The organism is Phormidesmis priestleyi BC1401, assembly GCF_001650195.1.
GTDB lineage: Bacteria > Cyanobacteriota > Cyanobacteriia > Leptolyngbyales > Leptolyngbyaceae > Phormidesmis_A > Phormidesmis_A priestleyi_B.
The window spans coordinates 32,183-53,729 of record NZ_LXYR01000022.1 but is presented as its reverse complement, the minus strand read 5'-3'; the positions used below and the strand labels follow the sequence as shown (position 1 = coordinate 53,729).

Annotated in this window: 23 protein-coding genes and 1 pseudogene; 13 read left to right on the top strand and 11 right to left on the bottom strand. The window is 48.8% G+C overall.

Annotation, left to right across the window (positions count from 1 at the left end; all coding sequences use genetic code 11):
• Window positions 1-287: 287 nt before the first annotated feature.
• Window positions 288-1,142, top strand: coding sequence for an ABC transporter permease (locus A8707_RS13395; protein ID WP_068817747.1), 855 nt, complete (start codon window positions 288-290; stop codon window positions 1,140-1,142).
• Between the two features lie 382 nt (window positions 1,143-1,524).
• Here the strand turns inward: A8707_RS13395 and glnT are convergent, their stop codons facing one another.
• Together glnT and A8707_RS29705 are read right to left on the bottom strand one after the other, a co-directional pair.
• On the bottom strand, window positions 1,525-2,883 hold the full coding sequence (gene glnT, locus A8707_RS13390; RefSeq protein WP_068817746.1) for a type III glutamate--ammonia ligase: 1,359 nt from the start codon (window positions 2,881-2,883) through the stop codon (window positions 1,525-1,527).
• Window positions 2,884-2,912: 29 nt separating this feature from the next.
• A pseudogene (locus tag A8707_RS29705) lies at window positions 2,913-3,575 on the bottom strand (creatininase family protein).
• Between the two features lie 427 nt (window positions 3,576-4,002).
• Between A8707_RS29705 and A8707_RS13375 the strand changes: the two are divergent.
• Window positions 4,003-5,046, top strand: coding sequence for a hypothetical protein (locus A8707_RS13375; RefSeq protein WP_068817743.1), 1,044 nt, complete (start codon window positions 4,003-4,005; stop codon window positions 5,044-5,046).
• 85 nt (window positions 5,047-5,131) lie between these two features.
• Here the strand turns inward: A8707_RS13375 and A8707_RS13370 are convergent, their stop codons facing one another.
• The 4 genes from A8707_RS13370 to A8707_RS13355 all read right to left on the bottom strand — a co-directional run bounded on the left by A8707_RS13370 (window position 5,132) and on the right by A8707_RS13355 (window position 8,644).
• Entirely contained in the window at window positions 5,132-5,554 is a 423-nt protein-coding gene (locus tag A8707_RS13370; protein WP_068817742.1) for a hypothetical protein, read from the bottom strand.
• 355 nt (window positions 5,555-5,909) lie between these two features.
• Window positions 5,910-6,632 carry a DUF502 domain-containing protein gene (locus A8707_RS13365; protein ID WP_068817741.1) on the bottom strand — a complete coding sequence of 241 codons (723 nt, stop codon included), beginning with the start codon at window positions 6,630-6,632 and terminating at the stop codon, window positions 5,910-5,912.
• A 245-nt stretch (window positions 6,633-6,877) separates the two neighbouring features.
• Window positions 6,878-7,765 (bottom strand): glycosyltransferase family 2 protein, encoded by an 888-nt coding sequence (locus A8707_RS13360; RefSeq protein ID WP_231948056.1) that lies wholly within the window; start codon window positions 7,763-7,765, stop codon window positions 6,878-6,880.
• A gap of 69 nt (window positions 7,766-7,834) precedes the next feature.
• Complete coding sequence (locus A8707_RS13355) at window positions 7,835-8,644, bottom strand: HpsJ family protein (RefSeq protein WP_068817740.1); 810 nt, start codon at window positions 8,642-8,644, stop codon at window positions 7,835-7,837.
• 410 nt (window positions 8,645-9,054) lie between these two features.
• Between A8707_RS13355 and A8707_RS13350 the strand changes: the two genes are divergently transcribed.
• Complete coding sequence (locus tag A8707_RS13350) at window positions 9,055-9,846, top strand: NHL repeat-containing protein (protein ID WP_068817739.1); 792 nt, start codon at window positions 9,055-9,057, stop codon at window positions 9,844-9,846.
• 15 nt (window positions 9,847-9,861) lie between these two features.
• Here A8707_RS13350 and A8707_RS13345 read toward each other — a convergent pair whose 3' ends face one another.
• The gene (locus A8707_RS13345) at window positions 9,862-10,236 is read right to left on the bottom strand and encodes a c-type cytochrome (protein ID WP_068817738.1); all 375 of its coding nucleotides are present in this window, start codon (window positions 10,234-10,236) and stop codon (window positions 9,862-9,864) included.
• A 179-nt stretch (window positions 10,237-10,415) separates the two neighbouring features.
• On the opposite strand from A8707_RS13345, the gene petG reads away from it, so the two are divergent.
• The 3 genes from petG (at window position 10,416) to A8707_RS13330 (ending at window position 12,258) form a co-directional block, all read left to right on the top strand.
• Complete coding sequence (gene petG, locus A8707_RS13340) at window positions 10,416-10,529, top strand: cytochrome b6-f complex subunit V (RefSeq protein WP_068817737.1); 114 nt, start codon at window positions 10,416-10,418, stop codon at window positions 10,527-10,529.
• A gap of 219 nt (window positions 10,530-10,748) precedes the next feature.
• Window positions 10,749-11,459: a DUF1361 domain-containing protein gene (locus A8707_RS13335; RefSeq protein WP_068817736.1), complete on the top strand. Its 711-nt coding sequence runs from the start codon at window positions 10,749-10,751 to the stop codon at window positions 11,457-11,459.
• Between the two features lie 118 nt (window positions 11,460-11,577).
• Entirely contained in the window at window positions 11,578-12,258 is a 681-nt protein-coding gene (locus A8707_RS13330; protein ID WP_068817735.1) for a ComF family protein, read from the top strand.
• Here A8707_RS13330 and A8707_RS13325 read toward each other — a convergent pair.
• Entirely contained in the window at window positions 12,255-12,722 is a 468-nt protein-coding gene (locus tag A8707_RS13325) for a hypothetical protein (protein WP_231948055.1), read from the bottom strand. The genes A8707_RS13330 and A8707_RS13325 overlap by 4 nt on opposite strands.
• Window positions 12,723-12,808: 86 nt before the next feature.
• Here A8707_RS13325 and A8707_RS13320 point away from each other — a divergent pair, with 86 nt between their 5' ends.
• The 4 genes from A8707_RS13320 to A8707_RS13305 all read left to right on the top strand — a co-directional run bounded on the left by A8707_RS13320 (window position 12,809) and on the right by A8707_RS13305 (window position 15,278).
• Entirely contained in the window at window positions 12,809-13,321 is a 513-nt protein-coding gene (locus A8707_RS13320) for an adenine phosphoribosyltransferase (RefSeq protein WP_068817734.1), read from the top strand.
• 35 nt (window positions 13,322-13,356) lie between these two features.
• The gene (locus A8707_RS13315) at window positions 13,357-14,406 is read left to right on the top strand and encodes an ABC transporter permease (RefSeq protein ID WP_068817733.1); all 1,050 of its coding nucleotides are present in this window, start codon (window positions 13,357-13,359) and stop codon (window positions 14,404-14,406) included.
• Window positions 14,407-14,412: 6 nt separating this feature from the next.
• Window positions 14,413-14,721: a hypothetical protein gene (locus A8707_RS13310; protein WP_068817732.1), complete on the top strand. Its 309-nt coding sequence runs from the start codon at window positions 14,413-14,415 to the stop codon at window positions 14,719-14,721.
• A 161-nt stretch (window positions 14,722-14,882) separates the two neighbouring features.
• Window positions 14,883-15,278 carry a hypothetical protein gene (locus tag A8707_RS13305; RefSeq protein ID WP_068817731.1) on the top strand — a complete coding sequence of 132 codons (396 nt, stop codon included), beginning with the start codon at window positions 14,883-14,885 and terminating at the stop codon, window positions 15,276-15,278.
• Between the two features lie 77 nt (window positions 15,279-15,355).
• Here the strand turns inward: A8707_RS13305 and A8707_RS13300 are convergent, their stop codons facing one another.
• The gene (locus A8707_RS13300) at window positions 15,356-15,874 is read right to left on the bottom strand and encodes a DUF4330 domain-containing protein (RefSeq protein WP_068817730.1); all 519 of its coding nucleotides are present in this window, start codon (window positions 15,872-15,874) and stop codon (window positions 15,356-15,358) included.
• A 341-nt stretch (window positions 15,875-16,215) separates the two neighbouring features.
• Here A8707_RS13300 and A8707_RS13295 point away from each other — a divergent pair, with 341 nt between their 5' ends.
• A complete protein-coding gene (locus tag A8707_RS13295; protein ID WP_068817774.1) occupies window positions 16,216-17,052 on the top strand; it encodes a M48 family metallopeptidase in 837 nt (278 codons plus the stop codon).
• Window positions 17,053-17,274: 222 nt separating this feature from the next.
• Here A8707_RS13295 and A8707_RS13290 read toward each other — a convergent pair whose 3' ends face one another.
• Window positions 17,275-18,033 carry a metallophosphoesterase family protein gene (locus A8707_RS13290; RefSeq protein WP_068817729.1) on the bottom strand — a complete coding sequence of 253 codons (759 nt, stop codon included), beginning with the start codon at window positions 18,031-18,033 and terminating at the stop codon, window positions 17,275-17,277.
• A gap of 226 nt (window positions 18,034-18,259) precedes the next feature.
• Window positions 18,260-18,985: a DUF1995 family protein gene (locus tag A8707_RS13285; protein ID WP_068817728.1), complete on the bottom strand. Its 726-nt coding sequence runs from the start codon at window positions 18,983-18,985 to the stop codon at window positions 18,260-18,262.
• A 112-nt stretch (window positions 18,986-19,097) separates the two neighbouring features.
• Between A8707_RS13285 and A8707_RS13280 the strand changes: the two genes are divergently transcribed.
• Window positions 19,098-19,988, top strand: coding sequence for a class II fructose-bisphosphate aldolase (locus tag A8707_RS13280; RefSeq protein ID WP_068817727.1), 891 nt, complete (start codon window positions 19,098-19,100; stop codon window positions 19,986-19,988).
• Between the two features lie 67 nt (window positions 19,989-20,055).
• A complete protein-coding gene (locus A8707_RS13275; protein WP_068817726.1) occupies window positions 20,056-21,531 on the top strand; it encodes a CoA-acylating methylmalonate-semialdehyde dehydrogenase in 1,476 nt (491 codons plus the stop codon).
• Window positions 21,532-21,547 lie beyond the last annotated feature (16 nt).

Sequence of the window (21,547 nt, the reverse complement as noted above, 5' to 3'; positions counted from 1 at the left end):
AGCCCCTCTCTCCCTAAAGAGAAGGAACCAGAGATTCTAGCTCCCTTCTCCCTGGGAAGAAGGGTTGGCGAGGGCTTTGCCCCACTTCGTGAGGAGGGCTGTCCAGATTTACGCAAGAGGTTAATTTTACTCAGCCTGAAAATGACGATCGAGTAGCCTTCAATACAAAAAAGCGTGAGTGTCTGTCTAAACTGAGGAATGTCAGTGAAGGTTGACGTTACCTTTTTGAGGTGCCGCTCAATCGGTTTGAGGCAGGTCGGTGTATTACTTGATAAAGGACTATCTCAGTGGCTAATGCGAGTCTCGATTCATCTCCCTCTTCCGATCGTCACTATCACTATCTAAAGCCTTCGGTCTTCTGGAGCATTCGTCAAGGCTTCTCGCGGCGATTGGCAGCGTTGATCGTCATCGTTTCCCTGGCGGTTCCGCTGTTGCTGTGGGCGATCGTCAGCTATGGCAAGATGGTGCCGCCCTTGTTTCTTCCTACTCCAACTGCGGTTGTGCAAGCTGGAATTGAGATGTTTGCCAATAACGATTTGCTGACCGATGTAATTATCAGTTGCGGTCGAGTGTTAGCGGGTTTCTTAGCCGCAGCGATCATCGGAGTGCCGATCGGCATTGCGATGGGCACGTTTTACAGCATGAACAGTTTGTTCGCGCCATTTGTGGGAACGGTGCGATATATGCCTGTGACTGCGTTCGTGCCGTTGATTGTGATCTGGCTGGGGTTGGGCGAAGAATCTAAGGTTTTGATCATTACGTTGGGTGTTGTGTTGTACAACGCAATTATGGTTGCCGATGCGGTTAAATTTATTCCCAGCGAGATGATCAATGTAGCATATACGCTAGGGGCAACTCGGCGAGATGTTTTGTTTAAGGTGATTGTTCCGGCAACTTTCCCCAGTGTGTTGGATACGCTGCGAGTAAATATTTCTGGCGCGTGGAACTATCTAGTGATTGCCGAACTCGTGGCTGCTCAATCAGGTTTGGGATTCAGAATCATTCAGGCACAGCGTTACTTACAAACTGAGAAAGTATTGTTCTGCATTTTGCTGATTGGGGTGATCGGGCTGGCGATCGACTATGGCTTAAAGTGGCTTTCGGCAGTTCTTACGCCTTGGGCAGATCAAACTCGTCATTAAAGATTGGGTTCTCTTGTTAAAATCCCCGATTCTTAGAGAAGCCGGGGATCTAGCACAGCAAAATGGGCGATCGTTAATCAAGGTAGGACAAGGGGCTTAAGCAGTAGTTTGAAGCTCTGGTCTTCGTTGCCATCCCGCCCTGAACTCAAGTTCGGGCTGATAGTGGGAAGTCTGTTCAAACGGACTGAACGCGAGTCAAGTCAGATCCTGAGTTCGTTTCAACGGACCTTCCCCAGATAGCTTGAACTTCAGTTCAGGGCGAGGCAGAATCGACGCGAAAGAGGTTCAAAACACGCCCTAAGCCCTTGTCTAAGCGGTGGGCATTCTTACAGCAATGTCCTAATCCAGTTGGTTATACTGCGGGCAATTTATCGAATCTCTCTTAGAAAAACTTTAGATAGCGCTGGATTTCCCAATCAGATACATGATTGTGATACTCAAACCATTCCTGTGTTTTGAAGTCAATATAAGTTTTGTACATCAACGATCCCATCACTGATTTGCTTAATGGATCAAATGCAAAGGCTTCGATCGCTTCCCCCAAGGTTCGCGGCAGCGTTTTGATTCCCATTTCAGTCAGCTCTGTCGAAGTGGACGTATACATATTTTCAGTGTGTGGCTCACCGGGATCTAGATCTTCGCGAATACCTTCTAACCCAGCCGCCAAAATCATTGCAGCACCCAGGTAGGGATTGCTTGAAATATCGGCAGCGCGGCACTCTACCCGTCCGCCCCCCAGTGGAATGCGTAACATATTTGTTCGGTTGTTGTTGCCGTAGCAGATGTAAACAGGTGCCCAAGTGAATCCTGACATGCTGCCCCGTGCCACTAACCGTTTGTAGCTATTTACCGTCGGCGCAATCACCGCACAAATTGCGGGGGCATGACGCAACACGCCTGCGATGAACTGATAGCCTAATTTTGACAACCCACAGTGACGCGCGTCTTGAAGATCGACAAACAAGTTTTCTCCCGTCCTCAGATCTGCCAGCGACATATTATAGTGAGCACCGCTTCCAGTTCGGTTGGCAAACGGCTTTGGCATAAAGGTGGCAAAATAACCATGTTTGCGAGCAATTTCTTTCACCATTAAGCGAAAAAACGTGAGGCGATCGGACATCGTTAACGCGTCTGCATAGGCAAAATCTGTTTCAAACTGACCATTGCCATCTTCATGGTCAAATGAGTATACATCCCAGCCGAGGTGATTCATCGCCTGCACAATTTCATCTACCCAGGTGTAGTTATCCAGCAGCCCTTGCAGGTCATAACAAGGTTTGTCTAGCGTGTCACGATCGCTAACAGGAACTGCCTGCCCAGGCTGATCTTTGAGAATAAAAAACTCTGTTTCAATCCCCAGGTTGAACTGAAAGCCCATCTCTGCCGCTTGCTGCAAAACCGACTTGAGAATGCTGCGACAGCACGCTTCAAATGGTTTGCCCTGCAAATACAGATCGCTGGCAAACCAAGCCATTTCTGAATTCCAGGGCAGAATTGTGGCGCTTGCTGGATCGGGCATTGCCGCGACCTCATCATCATTCACGGCTTGAGGAACCCCGTCTAACGCGGCTCCTGTGAATAATTCTGACCCCTGCATCATTTGGTCAAAATGCGTCAGTGGCACCATCTTTGCTTTGCACATCCCATGAACATCGACAAAGCTGGCGATCGCGTATTTCACACCCTGTTTTTCCAGCGCTGCTTTTAGCTGCTGCAATTCTGAAGTAGATTCGTGGCTCATTGTTTTGTGAATAGATTTGTTAATGGTAATTAAAACATATCTGGTAACGCTGGTGGTAATTCTTCTAACGGTGTTTTCTCAATCATTGCCTGTTGAAGTTGGGCACTCAATTCTGTAATACAAGCTGCTAAAGTCGCTTGTCCAAATGCTTCATCTGCCTGACTGGGAGTTCCAACACCGCTATGAACGCTTTCTTTATCCACTCTGTAAGCAAAGAAACAATGTGCCGATCGATCTGGTTCATCTACGGCTCGATTCATTTGTACTAGATCGGGTCGCAGTGCCAACATTACTGAAGTTTCTGCACAATTAGCGTGAAAGTTGACGGCATCGTGATGATAAAACTCGTGAATCTTGGGCGAGATTTCCCACAGCGGTTAGCGCTCTGCGCAACTCCGAAGGAACCGCAGCGCAGTTCGCAACTCAGGATAGCGATGACGAACGTTTTCTAAACCACAGCGCAAGGGTGCCCAGTTGGTAGCGTGCCCATTGAGCAGCAATCGAGAAAATCCGGCACTCGCTACCCATTCTGCGATTTCTACAATAATTGCAGCCAACGTTTGAGATCTGAGAGAAATAGTGCCTGCCCACTTCTTTGATTGAGCCAACGAGCAACGGCTGTTGCCGAAAACGTATCGACCCCTACAGATATGCAGGGCGTGTTGTTCTGTCGCCCCAATCGGCAAAATCATTAAATCAACGCCTCGATCGCGCAGTTGCGTAATCTGCTCCCACGTTAGTTCTTCCCAGAGGACCGGTTTAGAGGGCACAAGTCGCGTTGAGTTAGAGGATTTGTTCAGCACTTTAGAGACAGTTTGAGAAGTACAAAGCTTTCCTCTGCTGCGGTTCTGCCTCGCACCAAACTGAAAGTTGGGCTAATCGAATCGTGCTAGAGGCGTGAGATTTTGAGTTAGAGCAGTGATGCTTAGTAAGAGTAGTGTAATGCTCATCTGCTACAGGGCTGGGCTTCAGTGTACGCTATCAACTGATGTGAGCAGAGAGGCTCACTTTGTCATAGGAACCAACTATTAGACGCAATCTCTTGAACTTTAAATTTCCAATTCAATTATCCAATCTACAATCGAGGTACAACCATCTGTGATGAGGCAAAGAGAAGCAATGTCATACTCCATTTTGAGTAGCGAAGTAAAGCAACAGTTAGAACAAGAGCGATCTCGACTCAAAAGCGATCGAGATGCCATTATTCAATCGGCAGTTGAGCAAGCAACCGCCGCAATCGATCGCGCACTGCAACAGCTAGATTTGCTGTTAGGAGATGAATCAGAGAACAATGGTTCCGGCAATTACCTGTTAGATCTAGAAACTCAGCCAGATTTATCAAAGGCTCAATCGAAGACCTCAACCCCGAAAGGTCAATCGTCAACCAAGTCTAAAGGAAAAGGTCAGCAACCAACCGCCAATCATTTTAATGGCAAAGTGCTCAAAGCTGAGTTTGCAGGGCTGACTCCGATCGAGGCAATGGTGCAGGTGGTCAACCACTCTCCAGAGCAGACGTTTGACGCTGAAGAAGTCATTCGTACCGTCTATGACGAGTTTGACCCAGCCGACTTACCCACTGCAAAGCGAAGCGTGAAAATCACATTAGTGGGGGGAGCGAAGAAGGGATGGTTAGAAAGAGTGCAGGAGAATCCACCCCTCTTTAGAGCGCTGACGGGCGCAAAGTCACTAGCAGATGCGCCAACCAGTGACCAATCGGATGAGGCTACTGAGGCTATTTCAGCAGAACCCGATGACGATGAGCCGTCTGATTCATCTGAAAAGTCACCTAGAAAAGCTTCAAAAGTTAAAGCTCAACCCAGAGCCAGAGCCAAGGAAAAGGGGAAACAACCCAAATCTCAATCCTTCAACGCCAAAAATCCTAAGCGATCGTTTCGAGGAATGGAACCGCTTCAGGCAATGGTCAACGTGACTGCAACTAATCCAGAGCAATCGTTCTCAACCGCTGACATCATTCGCGAGGTGTACGGCGAGTTTGAGGAAGCCGAGATGCCGAGAGCCATCAAAAGTGTGGCAGGCACCCTTACTCGTGGGGTACAGCGAGGATTTTTGGAAAAAACCCAAAGCAATCCAGCTCTATTCAAGTTCAAAGCATCGGGTGAAGAATCGATACTCGCTCAGGAGAAAGAACCTGTGTCTGCCTGATTCTAGTAAATCATCAGGCTCGATGACTCGCCCCAACAAGCATTGTTGTCGATCGCGGCGAGTCTAGGCTGCTTTATGTTCGCTTTTAAGAGGTGACTTCTGAGCGGGTGCTAGACACTTTTAACACTTCATCTAGCAGGCTTCTGGCTGGCTGGGCTTTTGCCAAGGCTGCCTGATGATCGCTGTGAGCACGCACCAGGCGAAAAAGACCTCCTACTCCAGTTTTAAGTTGCTCAAGATCTTCGCCCGCTACCAGTTCACCGTCGAGCATTCGCACGAGCAGAGGTTTGATGTCGCCGACTTCTTGACGAACTTTTTGGAGTTTTTCTACTGTGCTAAGTAGCGTCTTGAGAGAGTTTAAGATGCTGTCAACGTCTTGAGCGTCTTCTACCGATTCAGCCACCTCTTCAGGCACTTCTGTATCTTGAGGGTTTGGTTCTTCAGGATCTGAAATCACAGACGATTCTAGTGCAGACAGTTCAGGTTTACCACTGTTCGATCGTGCCATCAACGTTTCCTCAAGGGGGTTCTTCAGTAGTGTACCGCGTCGATCTCGGTGTTTTAATTGCGAATTTGTCGATCGAATGTTCGATGCTTCTGCACGAGTTCTAAGTAGTGCTATCTAGAGAAGGGTAGAAGAACTCTGCTGATTTTGTACAGGGACAACTTTCGACAGTTGTTCGGTGTAGTGGAAAGTTCCAGACTGACTGAATGTGATTGTTCAAGTCCGGTCTTTATGAGCCGATGAATTAGCCCTCACCCTAGCCCTCTCCCGCAGGAGAGGGAACAAGACTAGCTCACCTCTCCCGCAGGAGAGGGGTTGGGGTGAGGGCAATTCATACTTGGATTCAGCAACGCCACCTCTACTCTTCAGCCAGTGCTTGCCGAGTGGTTGGATCGACCAGAGACTCCAGAACTCGTTTGCTCGAAGTGGTTGGTGCTAAAGGAGTCAACGAAACTGCATCAGGGCTGACAATGCCGCCCGAAATAATCACCTTAAACGCATCTTCGATCGGAAGCGCCAAATTAATCACACCCGACTCAGGCACGATCGCATACCAACCCGTCGTTGGGTTTGGAGTTGTTGGAATGAAAACACTCAACATCTCACTAGGAAAATGAGACTGAACTTCAGCCCCGATCGCCCCGGTGACAAACCCGATCGACCAGACCCCAGGGCGAGGATATTCTACCAGCACAACGCGCCGAAACCGACCGTTAGAGTCTTTAAAGATTGTTTCTAACAGTTGCTTGAGGGTTTTATAGATAGCTCCTGCGAGAGGAATGGCTGCTAGAATTCGTTCGCCAAAATCTAGAAGCCAACGTCCGGCAATGTTTCGTGCCATCAGCCCGATTAACAGGATGCACAGCAGGGGCACAGTCAAGCCAACCGTCAGGTTTAGCAGGTTTACCAAAAACGGATTGAGATCATCAAACGGGTTGATCTGCTTAGGAATGCGAGTCAGAAAGTTAATCACCCAGTTTGCGATCGTAATCGTCAGCCAAATAGTAGTGGCTAATGGAATCACCACTAACAAACCCGCAATCAGGTCATTTTTTAAGTCTTGCTTCAGACGTTGGATCACAGGTAGCCCTCTCTTTCAACTGGCTGCAACTATCACAAAATTGAAATCTTGACTTAAATTGAGGCAATCACACCTCTAGGTGAAACGACTCTCAGCCTCACAGAAGCTGTTATGAACCCATCTACCCTATTTGTAAGGCTTGTAAAGAAATGTTGCAAGGTCTAAAGGCTTTCAATCCGGGTTTTTCTATTTAACCATTGATCCCCGATCGGGAATATCCGAACATGATGGTATCTTATTTAACATTATGACTCTGAAGGAGATTGAGGAGTGGAGTTCAAGATGAGCTGATGCTTCATTTCCCAAACCTTGAGCAAAATTAGATATTCATAAAACGCCTGCAAGGTGCACCAGGTAAACCCGGCGCGACCGTCGAGAATGCCACCCAGCAAAAAATACATATAGACAAAGCGCACAATCGGGCGAAATGGCAGTCGCAACGAGAGGTTTTTGAGGGCACGTCGGCGATCGACTTCTGATTTGCCAAACCATAGCTCACTCCATTTGATCGTGCCTTTTTCAAGCTGCCGAATCGTCTCGATCGCTTCGTTCGTTGAATAGATATTGTGTTTGTCAATCCAGCGACTCATGCCCTTACTAGAGGTGTAGTGAGGGTAGGTTTCTTTGAGAAATCCGGTCGAGCCTTCGACGACTTCGCGCTCGGTATGCCCATAGTCGCTAAACCAGACTTTATGTTTGTCAAACAAACGCAGTTGATAGCGAGGATATTGAGTGCTGCGACGAATCCAGGTTCCCATAAACATTACCCGCTCGGCGACATAATATCCAACGTGTTGGGGCTGCTGAATTGTGATCAAACACTCCTGAAATAGGGTTGGAGTCATCCGCTCATCGGCTTCGAGAATATAGACCCACTCATGCTTCACCGGAATCGATCGCAGCATCCAAGTGCGCTGTTTGCCGTGGCTCTCAAACGCGTGTTGAATCACCCGCACCGGATAGCGGCTGGCAATTTCAACGGTGCGATCGTGACTCAAAGAATCGACGACAATCACGTCATCTGAGAGCAATGCAGACTCAATGCAAGCCGCAATATCGATTTCTTCGTTGTGGGTGAGAATAAAGATTGAAACCATACTGGGGTGTTTAGACGCTGGATAAACCAGGGACATACAACAAGCGGTTGACGATCGACAGAAACTCCGTCAACGGTCAACCGCTCAATTTGAGAATAGGCTTCTCTAGCGGGTCGGAGCCTTGAGCCGAGAGCCTCTAAAAACTCCCAGTTCTCGCAGCCCTGTCCAGCCGATGATGCTATAGCCCAACGCTAACAGCAGACTGCTCAACCCGACTCTAATACTGGTTTTGCGGAAGTCAGTTTCGGCTTGGGCTTTGAGTTGCTTTTGCTCATCAGCAATCTTAATCAGCCCCTGATTTCTAAAATCTTTGGCTTTAGACTCGATCGCAGACGGATTAGTTTTTAGATCCTGCAATTCTTTTTGCGCTTGGGTAGCTTGAGTTAACTGGTCGCCCTTGAGTTGCCCACTGGCGATCGCTTGACTGATCTGCGCTAGTTGTTGGTCGAGAAGTTGACGCTGCTTTTCATCTTTGAGGGCAGCCGTTAACTGATCTTGACGCTGCTGAACTTTGTTGTTGAGATCAGCCGTTAGGTTTGCGGCTCGATCGTCGATTTGCTTGTTTGACTGCTCGGCAAGAATTCGCGTGTTGTTCATGTGGAGGGGCGCAATGAACAGAAACGTCAAGCCCAGCAGACTCGATAAAATCAGTGCCCAAAATCTAATGCTGAGAAACGGTTTGCTCCGCTCAGAGGCGATCGTTCCTGATTCTAGGAAATAACTGAGAAACAGGAAGGCAAGCCCGATCATCGGAATAATGCCACGATCGACCAGTTGTGTGAAGGTGCTCGCGACCCAGGCATTGTCTTGCGACTTAATCGGGATGAGCAGAGTAATAAAATCGATGAGCGACGACAGGATTAAGATAAATCCTACTAGCTTGAGAATAAGGGGGGCTGAATTGGTTGCTTTCATCCGACTAAAGACACGTGTAAGGGTTGGGTTAACTTCAGACTAGATCAGAAATGGTTGCGGGGGCGTTTGCCTGAATGGGGTGGATGGGTGATCCGAGTCCTATTGTGGCAGTCATCTGGCGTCAAGCTCTACAAACCCTCTAATTCAGAGAAATTGCTGCCCGTCTAGAGTTCCACAAATCTCTTAAAAAATCACGCTCAGGTGTGCGATCGTATGAAGTCATCTAGATCTGTGTGAACTATCTGAGGAAACTCGGATATTCTACATGAATTGACTTGCAGCGATTCAAATGCACGAATAACTTATCAGAAGTCACTTCTCACGCAGCTTTGTATAAGACTGAGGGCTGCGATCGAACGTTCCTTGAGGAAGCAAAGATCAGAATAGAGATCCAGAAGCCAGTGCTATCAATGACTCAAAAAGAGGCAGCCATTTCAGCAATCGCTCAAAACTTAAATCTCTACACGCTGCAAGGCGTAGCCGTCAGCCCAACAGGATTTGTAGTGCCGACGCTAGATGGAACGCTGCTGCACGTTAGTTTGCAGGGGGCGATCGTCACGCTCGTTGATTTGCGAAAAGCTGACCGAGGCATCCCGTTTGGGATTGCAACTCACAAAACTGACTGGGTTGTCACGACCTCAGACTATTTCCCCAACCACTATTTAGTGCGCGTCAAGCCTGACGGAACGGTGACGACGATCGCCGATCTCTCTGCGTTAAGCGGCGATGCAGGTGCCCCGTTTGGTGTGGCAGTGAGTGGCGATGACTCTGTTGTCACTCTGTCAACCGACGTAGTTGAGGCTACGGGGCTGCTGCTGCGAGTCAGTGCGGCGGGAGTGATCACCAAAATCGCCGATCTGACAGATGGCAACCCGTTCGGTGTGGCAACGATGGGCGACGATTTTGCAGTGGCGCAGTCTAAGGGGCAACTGCTGCGCGTCACTCCTGCGGGGAAGACATCAGTGCTTATCGACTTGCAAAAAGCAGGATTTGGGGTTCCGTTTGGGGTGGCAGTGCAGAATGAGAATGCGTTTGTGACGACAAATCTGGGGTTTGTGATCAAGGTTAATCGATTGGGGAAGGGAGTTGCGATCGCAAATCTTCTAAAGTCTCGGTTTGGCATTCCTTCGGGGATTGCGGTCACTGAGAACGGCTTAGTGGTGACGACGAGTTCTGGCTATTTGCTCAGGATCAAAGAGTAAAACGATTAAGCTTCTCTAAAGACTCTTCAAGTAGCTCAACACATCTGCCATCTCTTGCGGACTCGGCTGAAATTGAGGCATGGGAGGAGTTTTGCCGCTAATCACTTGATCGATTAACCGAGTGCGAGACTTGCGAGTCGAGACCCCTTTCAAGCTAGGTCCTACTTTGCCATCTGCCATCAAGCCATGACAGCCCGCGCAGTTCATTTGAAAAATGGCGTGTCCTTGAACGGCATCGCCCGATCGCGACAACACTTCTTTGATATATGGATCTGACTTGTACAACTGTCGAATGCCAAAAACCGCTAGCGTGATCGCTAGCATCACGACCAGAGCGATCAACACGATTCTCTGCCCAGGGCTTTCGGTTTTAACGGTTTGATCGTTCAAAACTCTTAACTAAACGAGACAATTACTAAGCAGATCTTAACAAATTTCGTCACTCCTGAACCGGAAGATGGCGCTTAAGACAGGTGCTGACTTCACTTGAGGGACTGATGCGACTAAGATAAGAAAGAAGGACACCCCGATCGAATGGGTCAAATCCTTAAAATCTTAGGAGAGCAACCATGATTGAGCCAATTTTGATAGGCATTGTGTTGGGTTTAGTCCCCATTACTTTGGCGGGGCTGTTTGTCGCTGCCTATACTCAATATCGTCGTGACAATCGACTGAATATGTAAAACGTGGTGGAAATTTCGACTCAAGGGTTTTGTTTTAAGAGATTTAGAGCGATTGGGATAAGGGGCGAACGCTGCTTATCCTATTTTTTTGCTCAAATGGTGGTTTGGTTGTCATACCGATGACAAGGTTCGCCCTTAAACTACGGCTTGAGATGCTCAACCTCAGTCAACGAGTGTGAGCTAGGCATTCATAACCTAAATCACTGTGCCTCTAGACTTATGGAATATTCTATTCAATACGTGCTTCTCAATGCGGTTGTCATTCTCTATGACAACGCTCGCTGGATGAGTTGGAATTTATTTTTGGCGATCGTGCCGCTCATCCTCAGCGTGCTGCTGTTTCGTCGCACTCAACTGGGGACATCAACTCTGATTGTGCCTCCCTTGCCGCTTCATCTCAGGCATCGATCGTGGCTTTGGTGGGTGGGCGTTTTGACCTTTATTGCCTTCTTGCCAAACGCGCCCTACATTTTGACCGACGTGATCCACTTTATTGATGAGGTGCGTCAATATGCTCACTCGGTTTGGATTGTCACTTTAGTGTTGATTCCTCTCTATGTGTTTTTTATCTTTGCGGGGTTTGAGGCATATGTTGTGTCGCTGATCAATTTAGGCTACTACCTAAAACAGCGAGGATTGGGTCGCTATATTCTCAAAGCTGAGTTGGCGATTCATGCTATGAGCGCGGTCGGCGTTTATTTGGGGCGATTTTTGCGCTTTAACAGTTGGGATATTGTGACGCATCTTGATGCCTTAGCGATGACAATTTTAGAGGATGTGTTGGCAAAGCGTCCTCTATTGACGATCGGGGTGACGTTTCTTCTGATAAGTGCGCTGTATGTGCCGTTAAAGCAGGTGAATCTGGCGATCGCAGCCTACCAAAAAACAAGCTCCAAACGTCTAAGATCTGCAAACTCTCTGCGCTTCTAATCCTGAAAGTAAATTACTTTTGGACTCGATTCCCCTTCTCTAAGATTGCTCACGATTGAATGAATAATTCAGAAAGATTTGGGGGCACGTTAACCAGGTCTTTAGTCGTTAAGTGTCGATGTTGGCTCCTGTGCGATCGTTTCTCAATCTCTTTCTCCAATCGGCTTGTCCGCTTTGTCAACGTGCCACCCCGACTGAGTTTTGCGCCAACTGCACGCGCCAGCTTCAGCAAAATAAACTCCCGAATCCTGCCCAATTTTGGCAAGAGCAACCCGCTGTGTTTGCTTGGGGATGGTATGGCGGAAATGTCAGGCAGGCGATCAGGCAGCTTAAATATGACCATCAGCCCCAGATTGCTCGTCCTTTAGGGCAGTGGTTGGCGCAGTCTTGGTTAGATGCTAGCCTCGATCGCTCCCCGATGATTGTGGTGCCGATTCCGATGCACGGTGAGAAGCAAAAGCAGCGAGGCTATAACCAGGCAGCATTGATTGCCCAAAGCTTTTGTCATTTTACGGGTCACTCAATGCAGGTGAATGGCTTAGAGCGAGTCCGATCTACCGAGGCGCAGTTCGGTCTTTCTGCCGCTCAACGAGAACACAATCTCCTTCAGGCGTTCAAGATTGGGAAAGCCTTTCAAAAAAATAAACCTCACCATCCAGTGTTGTTGCTTGATGACATTTATACAACGGGTGCGACGATCAAGGCGACGACTCAGGTTCTGCATCAACAAGGAATTCGAGTGCGGGGTGTCGCGATCTTAGCCAAGGCGAGACCGTGGAAAGACGAAGCGAACTCTTAGCAGGAACGCGCGATCGAGGTCGGTGGAAACTCAGATGCTCCAAAAATCGGACTGGGATCTAGCCCTGTAATTTGCTGAAAGTCTTCAGGCGTGAGGCTGCTGGAAATAGAATGAGTCTCCCAATTTTTTAGGCGATCGTGCGTTTGCTGCAAGAATAAAATGCCTGTTTTCATCGGCACATTGACCCAATTGTCTAGTAGGGTTTCTGCCAACGCTAACTCAATTAACGACATTGCGTAAGTTTGCAACAACTCATCTAAATAGCCAGCAAACGCTTCGATATCGTCTCCGGCTAACTGATAGCTGCTGACGATGTGTTTGACTCGCTGCTGATTGATTTGCTCCTCAAGAGTCATCCAAGTTCCAGTTAAAATTGTTGTCGTTCGTTGGCTTTGTTCACCGATCGCTACTTTTAGGATATACCACTCCGATTGCAACGCTCTAGAGATGATTTTAGCGAACATTTTTGGGGTTTGCTGACCCGATCGAGATGACAATTGACCCAAGGTGTGAGATAACCCAACTCATACCCTTTTGCCTTCAAACCTCTATGGATCTCAAAGCGCTGATTCGTGAAATTCCAGATTTTCCTAAACCCGGCATCTTGTTTAAAGACATTACAACGCTGTTGGGCAATCCCCAAGGGTTGAAGTATACGATCGACACGTTTGCTGAAAAGTGTGCAGATCTGGCTCCTGATTACATTGTTGGCATGGAGTCGCGCGGCTTTATTTTTGGCGCACCATTGGCGTACAAAATGGGAGTCGGCTTCATCCCCGTCCGCAAACCTGGCAAACTTCCTGCCGCCATTTACTCAGTCGAATATCAACTGGAATATGGCACCGATTGTTTAGAAATCCATCAAGACGCGCTGCATTCTAGCTCACGAATTTTGATTGTGGATGACCTGATCGCTACTGGAGGAACCGCCGGAGCCACGGCACGATTGATTCAGCAAACTGGGTGCGAGTTAGTCGGGTGCGCCTTTGTGATCGAGCTAAAAGACCTCAACGGGCGGCAGCAACTTCCCGATGTTCCTATCATTACGCTAGTTGAGTATTAGGATGTTAGGAGATCTGTCTGACCCGTGACCCAAACATGACTCTATCTGCTCGTGGACGACTGCGATCGAGTTGGGATCGCTTCACCGATGCAATCACCAGCGAAACGTCTGTATTCGTGGCAAAGCGGCTGCTGCAAGCTTTGCTGACGTTGCTGTTGGCATCGGCTCTGAGTTTCTTGATCATTCAACTTTCGCCCGGTGATTATCTCGACACGCTGAGAGAAAATCCCAAGATTTCACCTGAGCGCATTGAGCAACTCAGGCAGCAGTTTGGCTTAGATAAATCTTGGATCGAGCAATATTTTCTATGGCTGTGGCGAATCGTTACCCAGGGCGATTTTGGCACGAGTTTTGCCTACAATCGATCGGTGGTATCGCTGCTGATCGAGCGGGTTCCGGCAACGCTGCTGATTGCGATTTCGTCGCTGGTGGTAACGTGGGCGATCGCCATTCCAATGGGCATCGCTGCCGCGATTTATCAACAGCGCTGGGTCGATCGGGTGCTGCAAGTCTTCAGCTATACGGGACAGGGATTTCCCAGTTTGATTACGGCTCTGCTGCTGCTGATTTTTGCCCAAAATACGTCGCCGCTTTTCCCGGTAGGAGATATGACCAGCATCGATCACGCCGATCTGTCACTCTTAGGTAAAATATTGGATGTCGGCTGGCACATGATTTTGCCGACGATCGCGCTCAGTGTCACTAGCTTTGCTGGATTACAGCGCATTATGCGAGGGCAACTCCTCGACGTTCTGCGCCAAGACTACATCCAAACCGCACGAGCGAAAGGACTGCCTGAAAATCGAGTCATCTACGTTCACGCGTTGAGAAATGCGATTAACCCGATCGTCACTCTGCTCGGCTTTGAGTTTGCCAGTCTGTTAAGCGGAGCCTTTATCGCTGAGTTTTTCTTCAACTGGCCTGGGCTAGGACGATTAATTTTGCAAGCTGTCCAGGTTCAAGATTTATATTTGGTGATGGCAAGTCTGATGATGGGCGCAGTCATGCTGATTTTAGGCAACCTAATCGCTGATCTGCTGCTGAAAGCGGTTGATCCCAGAATCAACTTGGCGGATATTAATTAACTCTTTATGCTGTCTGAAACCTATTACCTGATCCGCTCCAGAATGGATGGTAGCTATCTTGCCGCGTATCCAAACCAGGACGATCGCGACAAAGCTCGATCGCCCCAAAACGGCTATGTTCTCTTATTTCGTGAACATTTTGATGCATTGAGCTATCTAAACAAACATGCAGCAGGGGTCAGCGATCGCTTCTCAGTAGAAACGATTCCTGGAACGCAGCTCACGAGTGTGCTCGATCGCTGGGGCTTTAAAGGCTTTGGAGTCGTAGAAGACCCGCTTTTGCCACGGGTGGAGTTTATGTCTAAAGGGCAATAGCCGCGATCGCATCTATCATTTGATAGACAAAACAGTCAAAGAGAACTATGCAAACGTCACTCCAGATACAGACGCGACGAAGTTAGAACTTGTGAGTAGATAGACGCAGACTAAATTTGAATCTATCGCAAAAATCTAGTTTCCATTTGGAGGAAATTTGTATGAAGTCTCTTTTATCTACTGTTCGTGTTGTCTTCGCGGCTTGTCTCTGTGCAGTGTTAATGTTTTCGTTAGCAATGCCAACTCAGATGGCTTCTGCTTTGCCAATGAAGGATCAACCCATAAAAGGTGAAGCTAGCAACACGGCTAAGAAATATGAGCGCACGGCTAAAGATGCGATCGACCAGGGCGGTCCTCAAGGCATCAAAGCGATTGAGAAGCGGTCACAAGACGGCGGACTCAACTCGATTCAAGGCACCGCTGGCATTGAAAACATGAATCGTCCTTCTAATTCTCAAGGCATGGGTTCGATCGAGGAAACGTTGAAGAAATCTCTTGAGAAAGCTGAGGGCAAAGTAGGCGATTCAGTCGAGTCTGCAAGAGACTCTATGCGCTAATCGGCTTTAAGTTAAGCAGGATTAGCTTTTCCAAGGTTAGGGACAGATATAAAATCTGCCCCTGTTTTTGTCGATCACTACTTGCCAACTCGAACTGCAATCACGCTACTCGTAAAATTATAGGCAGGTCCATCTAACTCGATCGAGGTGCCGACCTTAACTTTCTCGCCCCCCAACACCGGACCATCTTTGGTCATCTGTGCTTTGCTAACCAGTGTCAAAACCATATCATTGACAAATGCCACCTCAATTCTGGGGTCTGCTATCGACTTTACAGAGCCATCTGGCTGCGGCACTAGCGTATTCCGAGGCAAAAACTTGACTGCCTTGAGAGTGGCTTCTCCAGACGGCTGCTTGCGGACGATGATGTTGGTTTTGTCACCTTCTTTGATCAAACTCTTCGGGTCGGTGGCACTCAGCCCTCGAACGACCACATCAACCTCGATCGGCTTAGGAGCAGAAAGTTGAGCAACCGAGCCAGAGCTTCCTGGGAAGAAGAAGATACCAAAAATCACCATCAAAATGACAAGTCCTGCCCCGACATCGAGAAGGCTAATCTTGCCAAATAACCGACCTTGAGAGTCTAGAAGAGCCATAAATACCAATCCCAGTTGCGTTGTGAAAGGAAGCCAGTCGTAAAAAAGGTGCTGAATTTCGCCGATACGGTAGCGAGTTATAGCACGCTACTGACTGCGGAAATTCATAAATTTTGGCGTTTGTTAAAGGAATCCTGCTGCCGTTTGACTCCCAAGATTACCATGACGATCGTAGGAGGATTGGAACTAATTCTCCTTGTTTACTCTCAAAAATGTTGCATCAGGGAATCTTTAGAGCAGACTGCAACCAATTTTCGTCAACGAGCGTCTCATGTCTAGACGGGTTGCCCTTGGGTTGGTCTGAACGCATTACACTCCTCTTATCTGAACTCAATAGTCTTATGGTGAATCAACTTCAACGATCGTATCGTCGCTGGCTTTATCCCCTAATTTCTCTCGTGGTTGCCGTCAGCATTTGGGTCGGTCAACCCCTCGCCTCTCAAGCCTTTTCTTGGGCAGACTTGCTGCTGCGAGGCATTCAAGTCGTGCAGTTGTCTAGCCTGAACGATCGCCAAGAAATCGCGCTCGGTCAGCAAATCAATGACGAAATTACTGGGAGTCAAGTCAGAATTCTTCGCAACTCTAGAGTCACAGACTACGTAAATCAAGTCGGTCAACGTCTCGCCGCTAAGAGCGATCGTCCTAATCTTCGCTACACTTTTCAAGTTGTGGATGATAACAGCATCAACGCCTTTGCAACGATGGGCGGCTATGTCTACGTCCACAGTGGTTTATTAAAAGCCGCCGACAACGAGGCGCAACTCGCCAGCGTCATCGGTCATGAAATTGGTCACATCGCTGCTCGCCACGCCATCAAACAAATGCGAGAAAAGTCAGTCGCTCAAGGGTTATTGGGTGTCGCCGGACTCGATCGCAGCACCGCCGTCAACATTGGCGTTCAGCTCGCGTTAGATCTCCCCAACAGCCGCAAAGATGAATATGAAGCCGACCAACGAGGATTAATCACCTTAGGTCGAGCGGGATATGCTCAGTCGCAGATGGCTGCTTTTATGCAAAAACTGGTGACGGGTAAAGCGTCAGCCCCTGTTTTCTTGAGCAATCACCCCGCAGCCGCCGATCGCGTGGTTCGATTACGTCAGCTTGCTCAACAAAATCCTACCCCTGGCACCGACGGGTTAAGTAGTGGAGACTATCGCACCAGAGTTCAGGGAGTCTGATACTTACAACGTTTATGAACGTGGATTAAATAACCTGTAAGACTTGTGAGCGTCTTCTGCCCTCCCCAAGGAGAAGGGAGTAGAGTCTTGTTCCCTCTCCTTGGGGAGAGGGCTAGGGTGAGGGTGAGAAGTTGCACCTTAAATAAATCCACGATCCTTAGTATCGAGGGGCGTGGCAGTTCTATAGTCCTCATCTCTCAACACTTCACAAAACGAGCTACTTTACCGATGCAACGCGTGTTTGCGCGGCATCACCTGGCTCGGCTCGATTTGGATGGTCGCTTCTTCTAGCATCAAAGTCCGCACCAAATGCGTATAGACATTTACCTGATAGACTCTACCATTATCAACATCTAACCCCGTTAGCCAACCGCTCTTAGGGTGATAAGCGCCTGTGTCGATGCCCAGCCAGCCTTGCCCCTTGGCGATCGCACCCGGAGTCACCCCCGGAAACGTAAACGTAATCGTGTGCCCTGTGATAATCAGCTTGTTCGCAAAATAAGGCTGAGGGCTGTTGTGAAACTCTTCTCGAATCCAGCAAAATTCATGGGAGGTTTGCTGATCAATGGGCAAACCGGGATGAACGCCTGCATGAACTAGCCACAGATCGCCCAAGTCAAGATAGATCGGCAGCGATCGCATCCATTCGAGGTGTTCCAGCAAAATGCCAGCATCACCATAGCTAGCGACCGTTGCTCGTCCTCCACTTTGTAGCCAAGCCTGTAGCGCAGGGGAGAAAATTTGCCCATCGGGAAACGATTCGATCAATAGCTGCTCGTGGTTGCCCAGTATGCATTGATACGAGCTTTCTTTGACAAATTCGACGACTTGAGCACTTTGAGGACCTCGATCGATCAGGTCGCCCAGAAAATAGACTTGATCATCAGAGCCGAGCGCGATCGCGTCTAGCAGAGCCATCAACCCATTGTAGTGACCATGAATATCACCAATGACAATGCGACGAAGAGGAGTGGGGGTCATGCGATCGCCTTTACTTGAAAAAGAGGGAACGTTTAGGAGGAGCAACACCTGAAGTCTGGAAGTCGATTTCTCCACCTTTCGGGGAGCCGTTTATAGACATCGTTGGTCAAATCTACTGCTGAAGCGCTAATCAGTTATGAACTTTGTTATCTGAGTCGATTATGCCCTGATAGTTTCAGATCCTCACGGTCTAAGTGTCAAAAAACACAGGAAATCTTTGAAAGCTTCATCTTCCTAAAGCTCTCAAAAACTGTTGCAAATTTGACAAGAGACTTTGTTTTGGTGCTTGCCCTCCTAGGGCTTTCGCAAAAATTTCATCCAGCTTCTCAGAGTCGGGTTTTTCGCGCTCTTCGGCGATCGCCTGATAAACCCCGCCAGTCTGGAGCCAAACCTGCCACGGTGATGGATAGATGCGCGTCAGAGCAGTTTGGTCGTCTAGAGGACGCAGGTAATAGCACGGCTCAACGGTGCTGAGAAAGCGATCGCGCAGTTTCCGCCCTGCATAGCCGATGCCGATCGTCGCGACATCTTCTAATCGGGGATTGAGTAGAACGATTGGGCGATCTCCCACCGCGTTACAAATCTGCTCAACGGGCGCAACTTCTACGGCACTGGGCGCAATAAATAAATAGAGTTGGTCATCTGGGTCGATGTGTTCTTCAACCGAGGTGGTTTGTCGCGACCCTGCCACGTCTAAGCTGCGAATCTGAAAGGGCACGTCACCCCAGTCTCGTTTTGCCAGGGCAGCGGTTCCGGCATCGGTAAAAAAAACTTTGAGACCTGCACCCAATTCTGCAAACGCGGGGACAAATTTTTCCGCCACGGGCAACGGTTTGAGTTCGGGAAACAGCAGATCGACTTGCAGTCGAGTGTAGCCTGCGGCGATCGCAGCTTGGGTGGCAGTTTGGGCTTGAGCGATCGCGTCATCGAGAGTTTGAGGAAGTTGAGCCATTGCAAAAAGTCAGACGTTACGAACTAAGACAATAAAGCAGATTTCTCTCGACAAAAAACGATTAAATAGGAGAGTGACCTGCTTCTTCCTACACTACTACACCCCTATCCTTATGCTGAGTTCAACGAGAGAACTGTTAGAGACGGCGCAGCGAAATATTTATGCGATCGGAGCCTTTAATGTCTATAACCTCGAAGGGGTGAAGGCAGTGATCGGTGCGGCAGAAGCAGAACAGAGTCCGGCGATGCTGCAATTGCATCCGAGTGCGCTGGTTTATGGAGGCGTTCCCCTCGTGGCGCTTTGCTTGGAGGCGGCGCGATCGTCAATCATGCCAATCTCAGTTCATCTCGATCACAGCACCTCTGCTGACGATATTCGTATGGCGCTAGATGCAGGCATTACGTCAATTATGGCAGATGGGTCTCACTTGCCCTACGAGCAGAATATGACGTTTACGAGAAAGATGACGGAGTGGGCGCACGAAAAAGGGGCGATCGTAGAAGCAGAAATCGGCAGAATTAGTGGCACTGAAGATGGTCTAAGCATTGCCGAAAAAGAGGCTAAGATGACCGACCCCGATCAGGCAGTGGAGTTTATCAAAGCTACGAATGTCGATTCTTTAGCGGTGACGATCGGAAATGTTCACGGAGAATACAAAAGCGAACCTCGATTAGATTTTGTCCGGCTCGAAAAAATCCGTCATTTGGTCAAAGTGCCTCTGGTGCTGCACGGCGCATCGGGGCTACCAGAATTTATGATCAGCCGCTCGATCGAGCTGGGTGTCTGCAAGTTCAACGTCAATACTGAAGTGAGGCAGGCTTACCTGCAAACCCTCAAAGAGGGGCTTTGTTCGTCATCTCTCAAAGACTTATTAGACTCAATGGGCGCGACGATCGAGTCCATGCAATCCGTCATTGTCGAAAAGCTGCAACTGTTTGGATCATCTGGCAAGGCACACCTGCATCAATCGCCCTACGCGGAGATGCTGGCAAAACGGACATGATTAATTTTGACCAATCCGCCGTTTATAGTGAACTTCACTAAGCGAGAAGGTTTCTTACTATGTAGCTATGACTCCGAATCAGACGTTATCAAACTACATCAACGGCGAGTGGTGCGACCCAAACGCCACAGAGTTTCTGACTATTTCTAACCCCGCCACGGCAGACATTTTGGGCAAAGTGCCGCTTTCTCCAGCCAGTGAAGTCGATCGCGCGGCTCAGGCTGCGGCAAAAGCGTTTAAAACGTGGCGACGGGTTCCGGCGACCGATCGAGTGCAATATTTATTTAAGCTTAAAGTCTTGTTAGACGAGAACTTTGAGGAGATCTCCCAAACGATTACGCAAGAGTGCGGCAAGACGTTAGCCGAGGCAAGAGGTGAAATGAGACGCGCGATCGAGAATGTCGAAGTCGCGTGTGGCATTCCGATTTTGATGCAGGGCTACAACTCTGAAGACATCGCCAAAGGCATCGATGAAATGATGATTCGTCAACCGCTCGGAGTCACAGCGATGATTACCCCCTTTAACTTTCCAGGAATGATTCCGTTTTGGTTTATGCCCTACGCGATCGCCTGCGGCAACACCTGCATTATCAAACCGTCTGAGCGAGTGCCGCTAACGATGCAAAAAGTGTTTCATCTACTGGAGCAAACGGGTTTACCCAACGGCGTGGTCAATCTAGTTAACGGTGCCAAAGCCGTTGTCGATGCGATTTTAGAACATCCCGCCATTCGATCGGTGAGTTTTGTCGGCTCAACTCCAATCGCAAAATATGTCTACACGCAAGCCGCTGCAAATGGCAAACGGGCACAGTGTCAGGGCGGCGCAAAAAATCCGGTGATTGTCTTGCCCGACGCGGATATTGAGATGACCACCCGAATTATGGCAGACAGCGCTTTTGGCTGTGCAGGGCAGCGATGTTTAGCGGCTTCGATCGCGATTACGATCGGAGATGCCCAAAAACCATTTACGGACTCGATTGCAGAAGCGGCTCGATCGCGCAAAGTCGGATATGGATTAGAGTCTGGCACTCAAATGGGACCGGTGATCACCGCTCAAAGCAAAGCCAGAATCGAGCGTTTAATTCAGCAAGGTGAAGCAGAAGGCGCAACGGTATTGGTCGATGGTCGGCAGCCTGAGATATCAGGTTACGAGAACGGCTATTTTGTGCGCCCGACGATTTTGCAAGACGTGAATCCGGCGGGAGAAATTGCGCGAACCGAGATTTTTGGTCCGGTGTTGAGTTTGATGCACTTCGAGACGATCGACCAGGCAATCACCTTAATCAATAGTGGTCAATACGGTAATATGGCGTGTCTTTTTACGTCTAGCGGGGCGGCGGCTCGAAAGTTTCGCTATGAAGCCGAAGCCGGAAATATTGGCATCAACATCGGTGTCGCTGCGCCAATGGCGTTCTTTCCGTTTAGCGGATGGAAAGAGAGCTTTTTTGGCGACCTGCACGGGCAAGGACATCAGGCGATCGAGTTCTTCACCCAAACCAAAGTGGTGATCGAGCGCTGGCAAGATTGGACGAGGCAATTTTAGAGTTTTTTGAACAAAC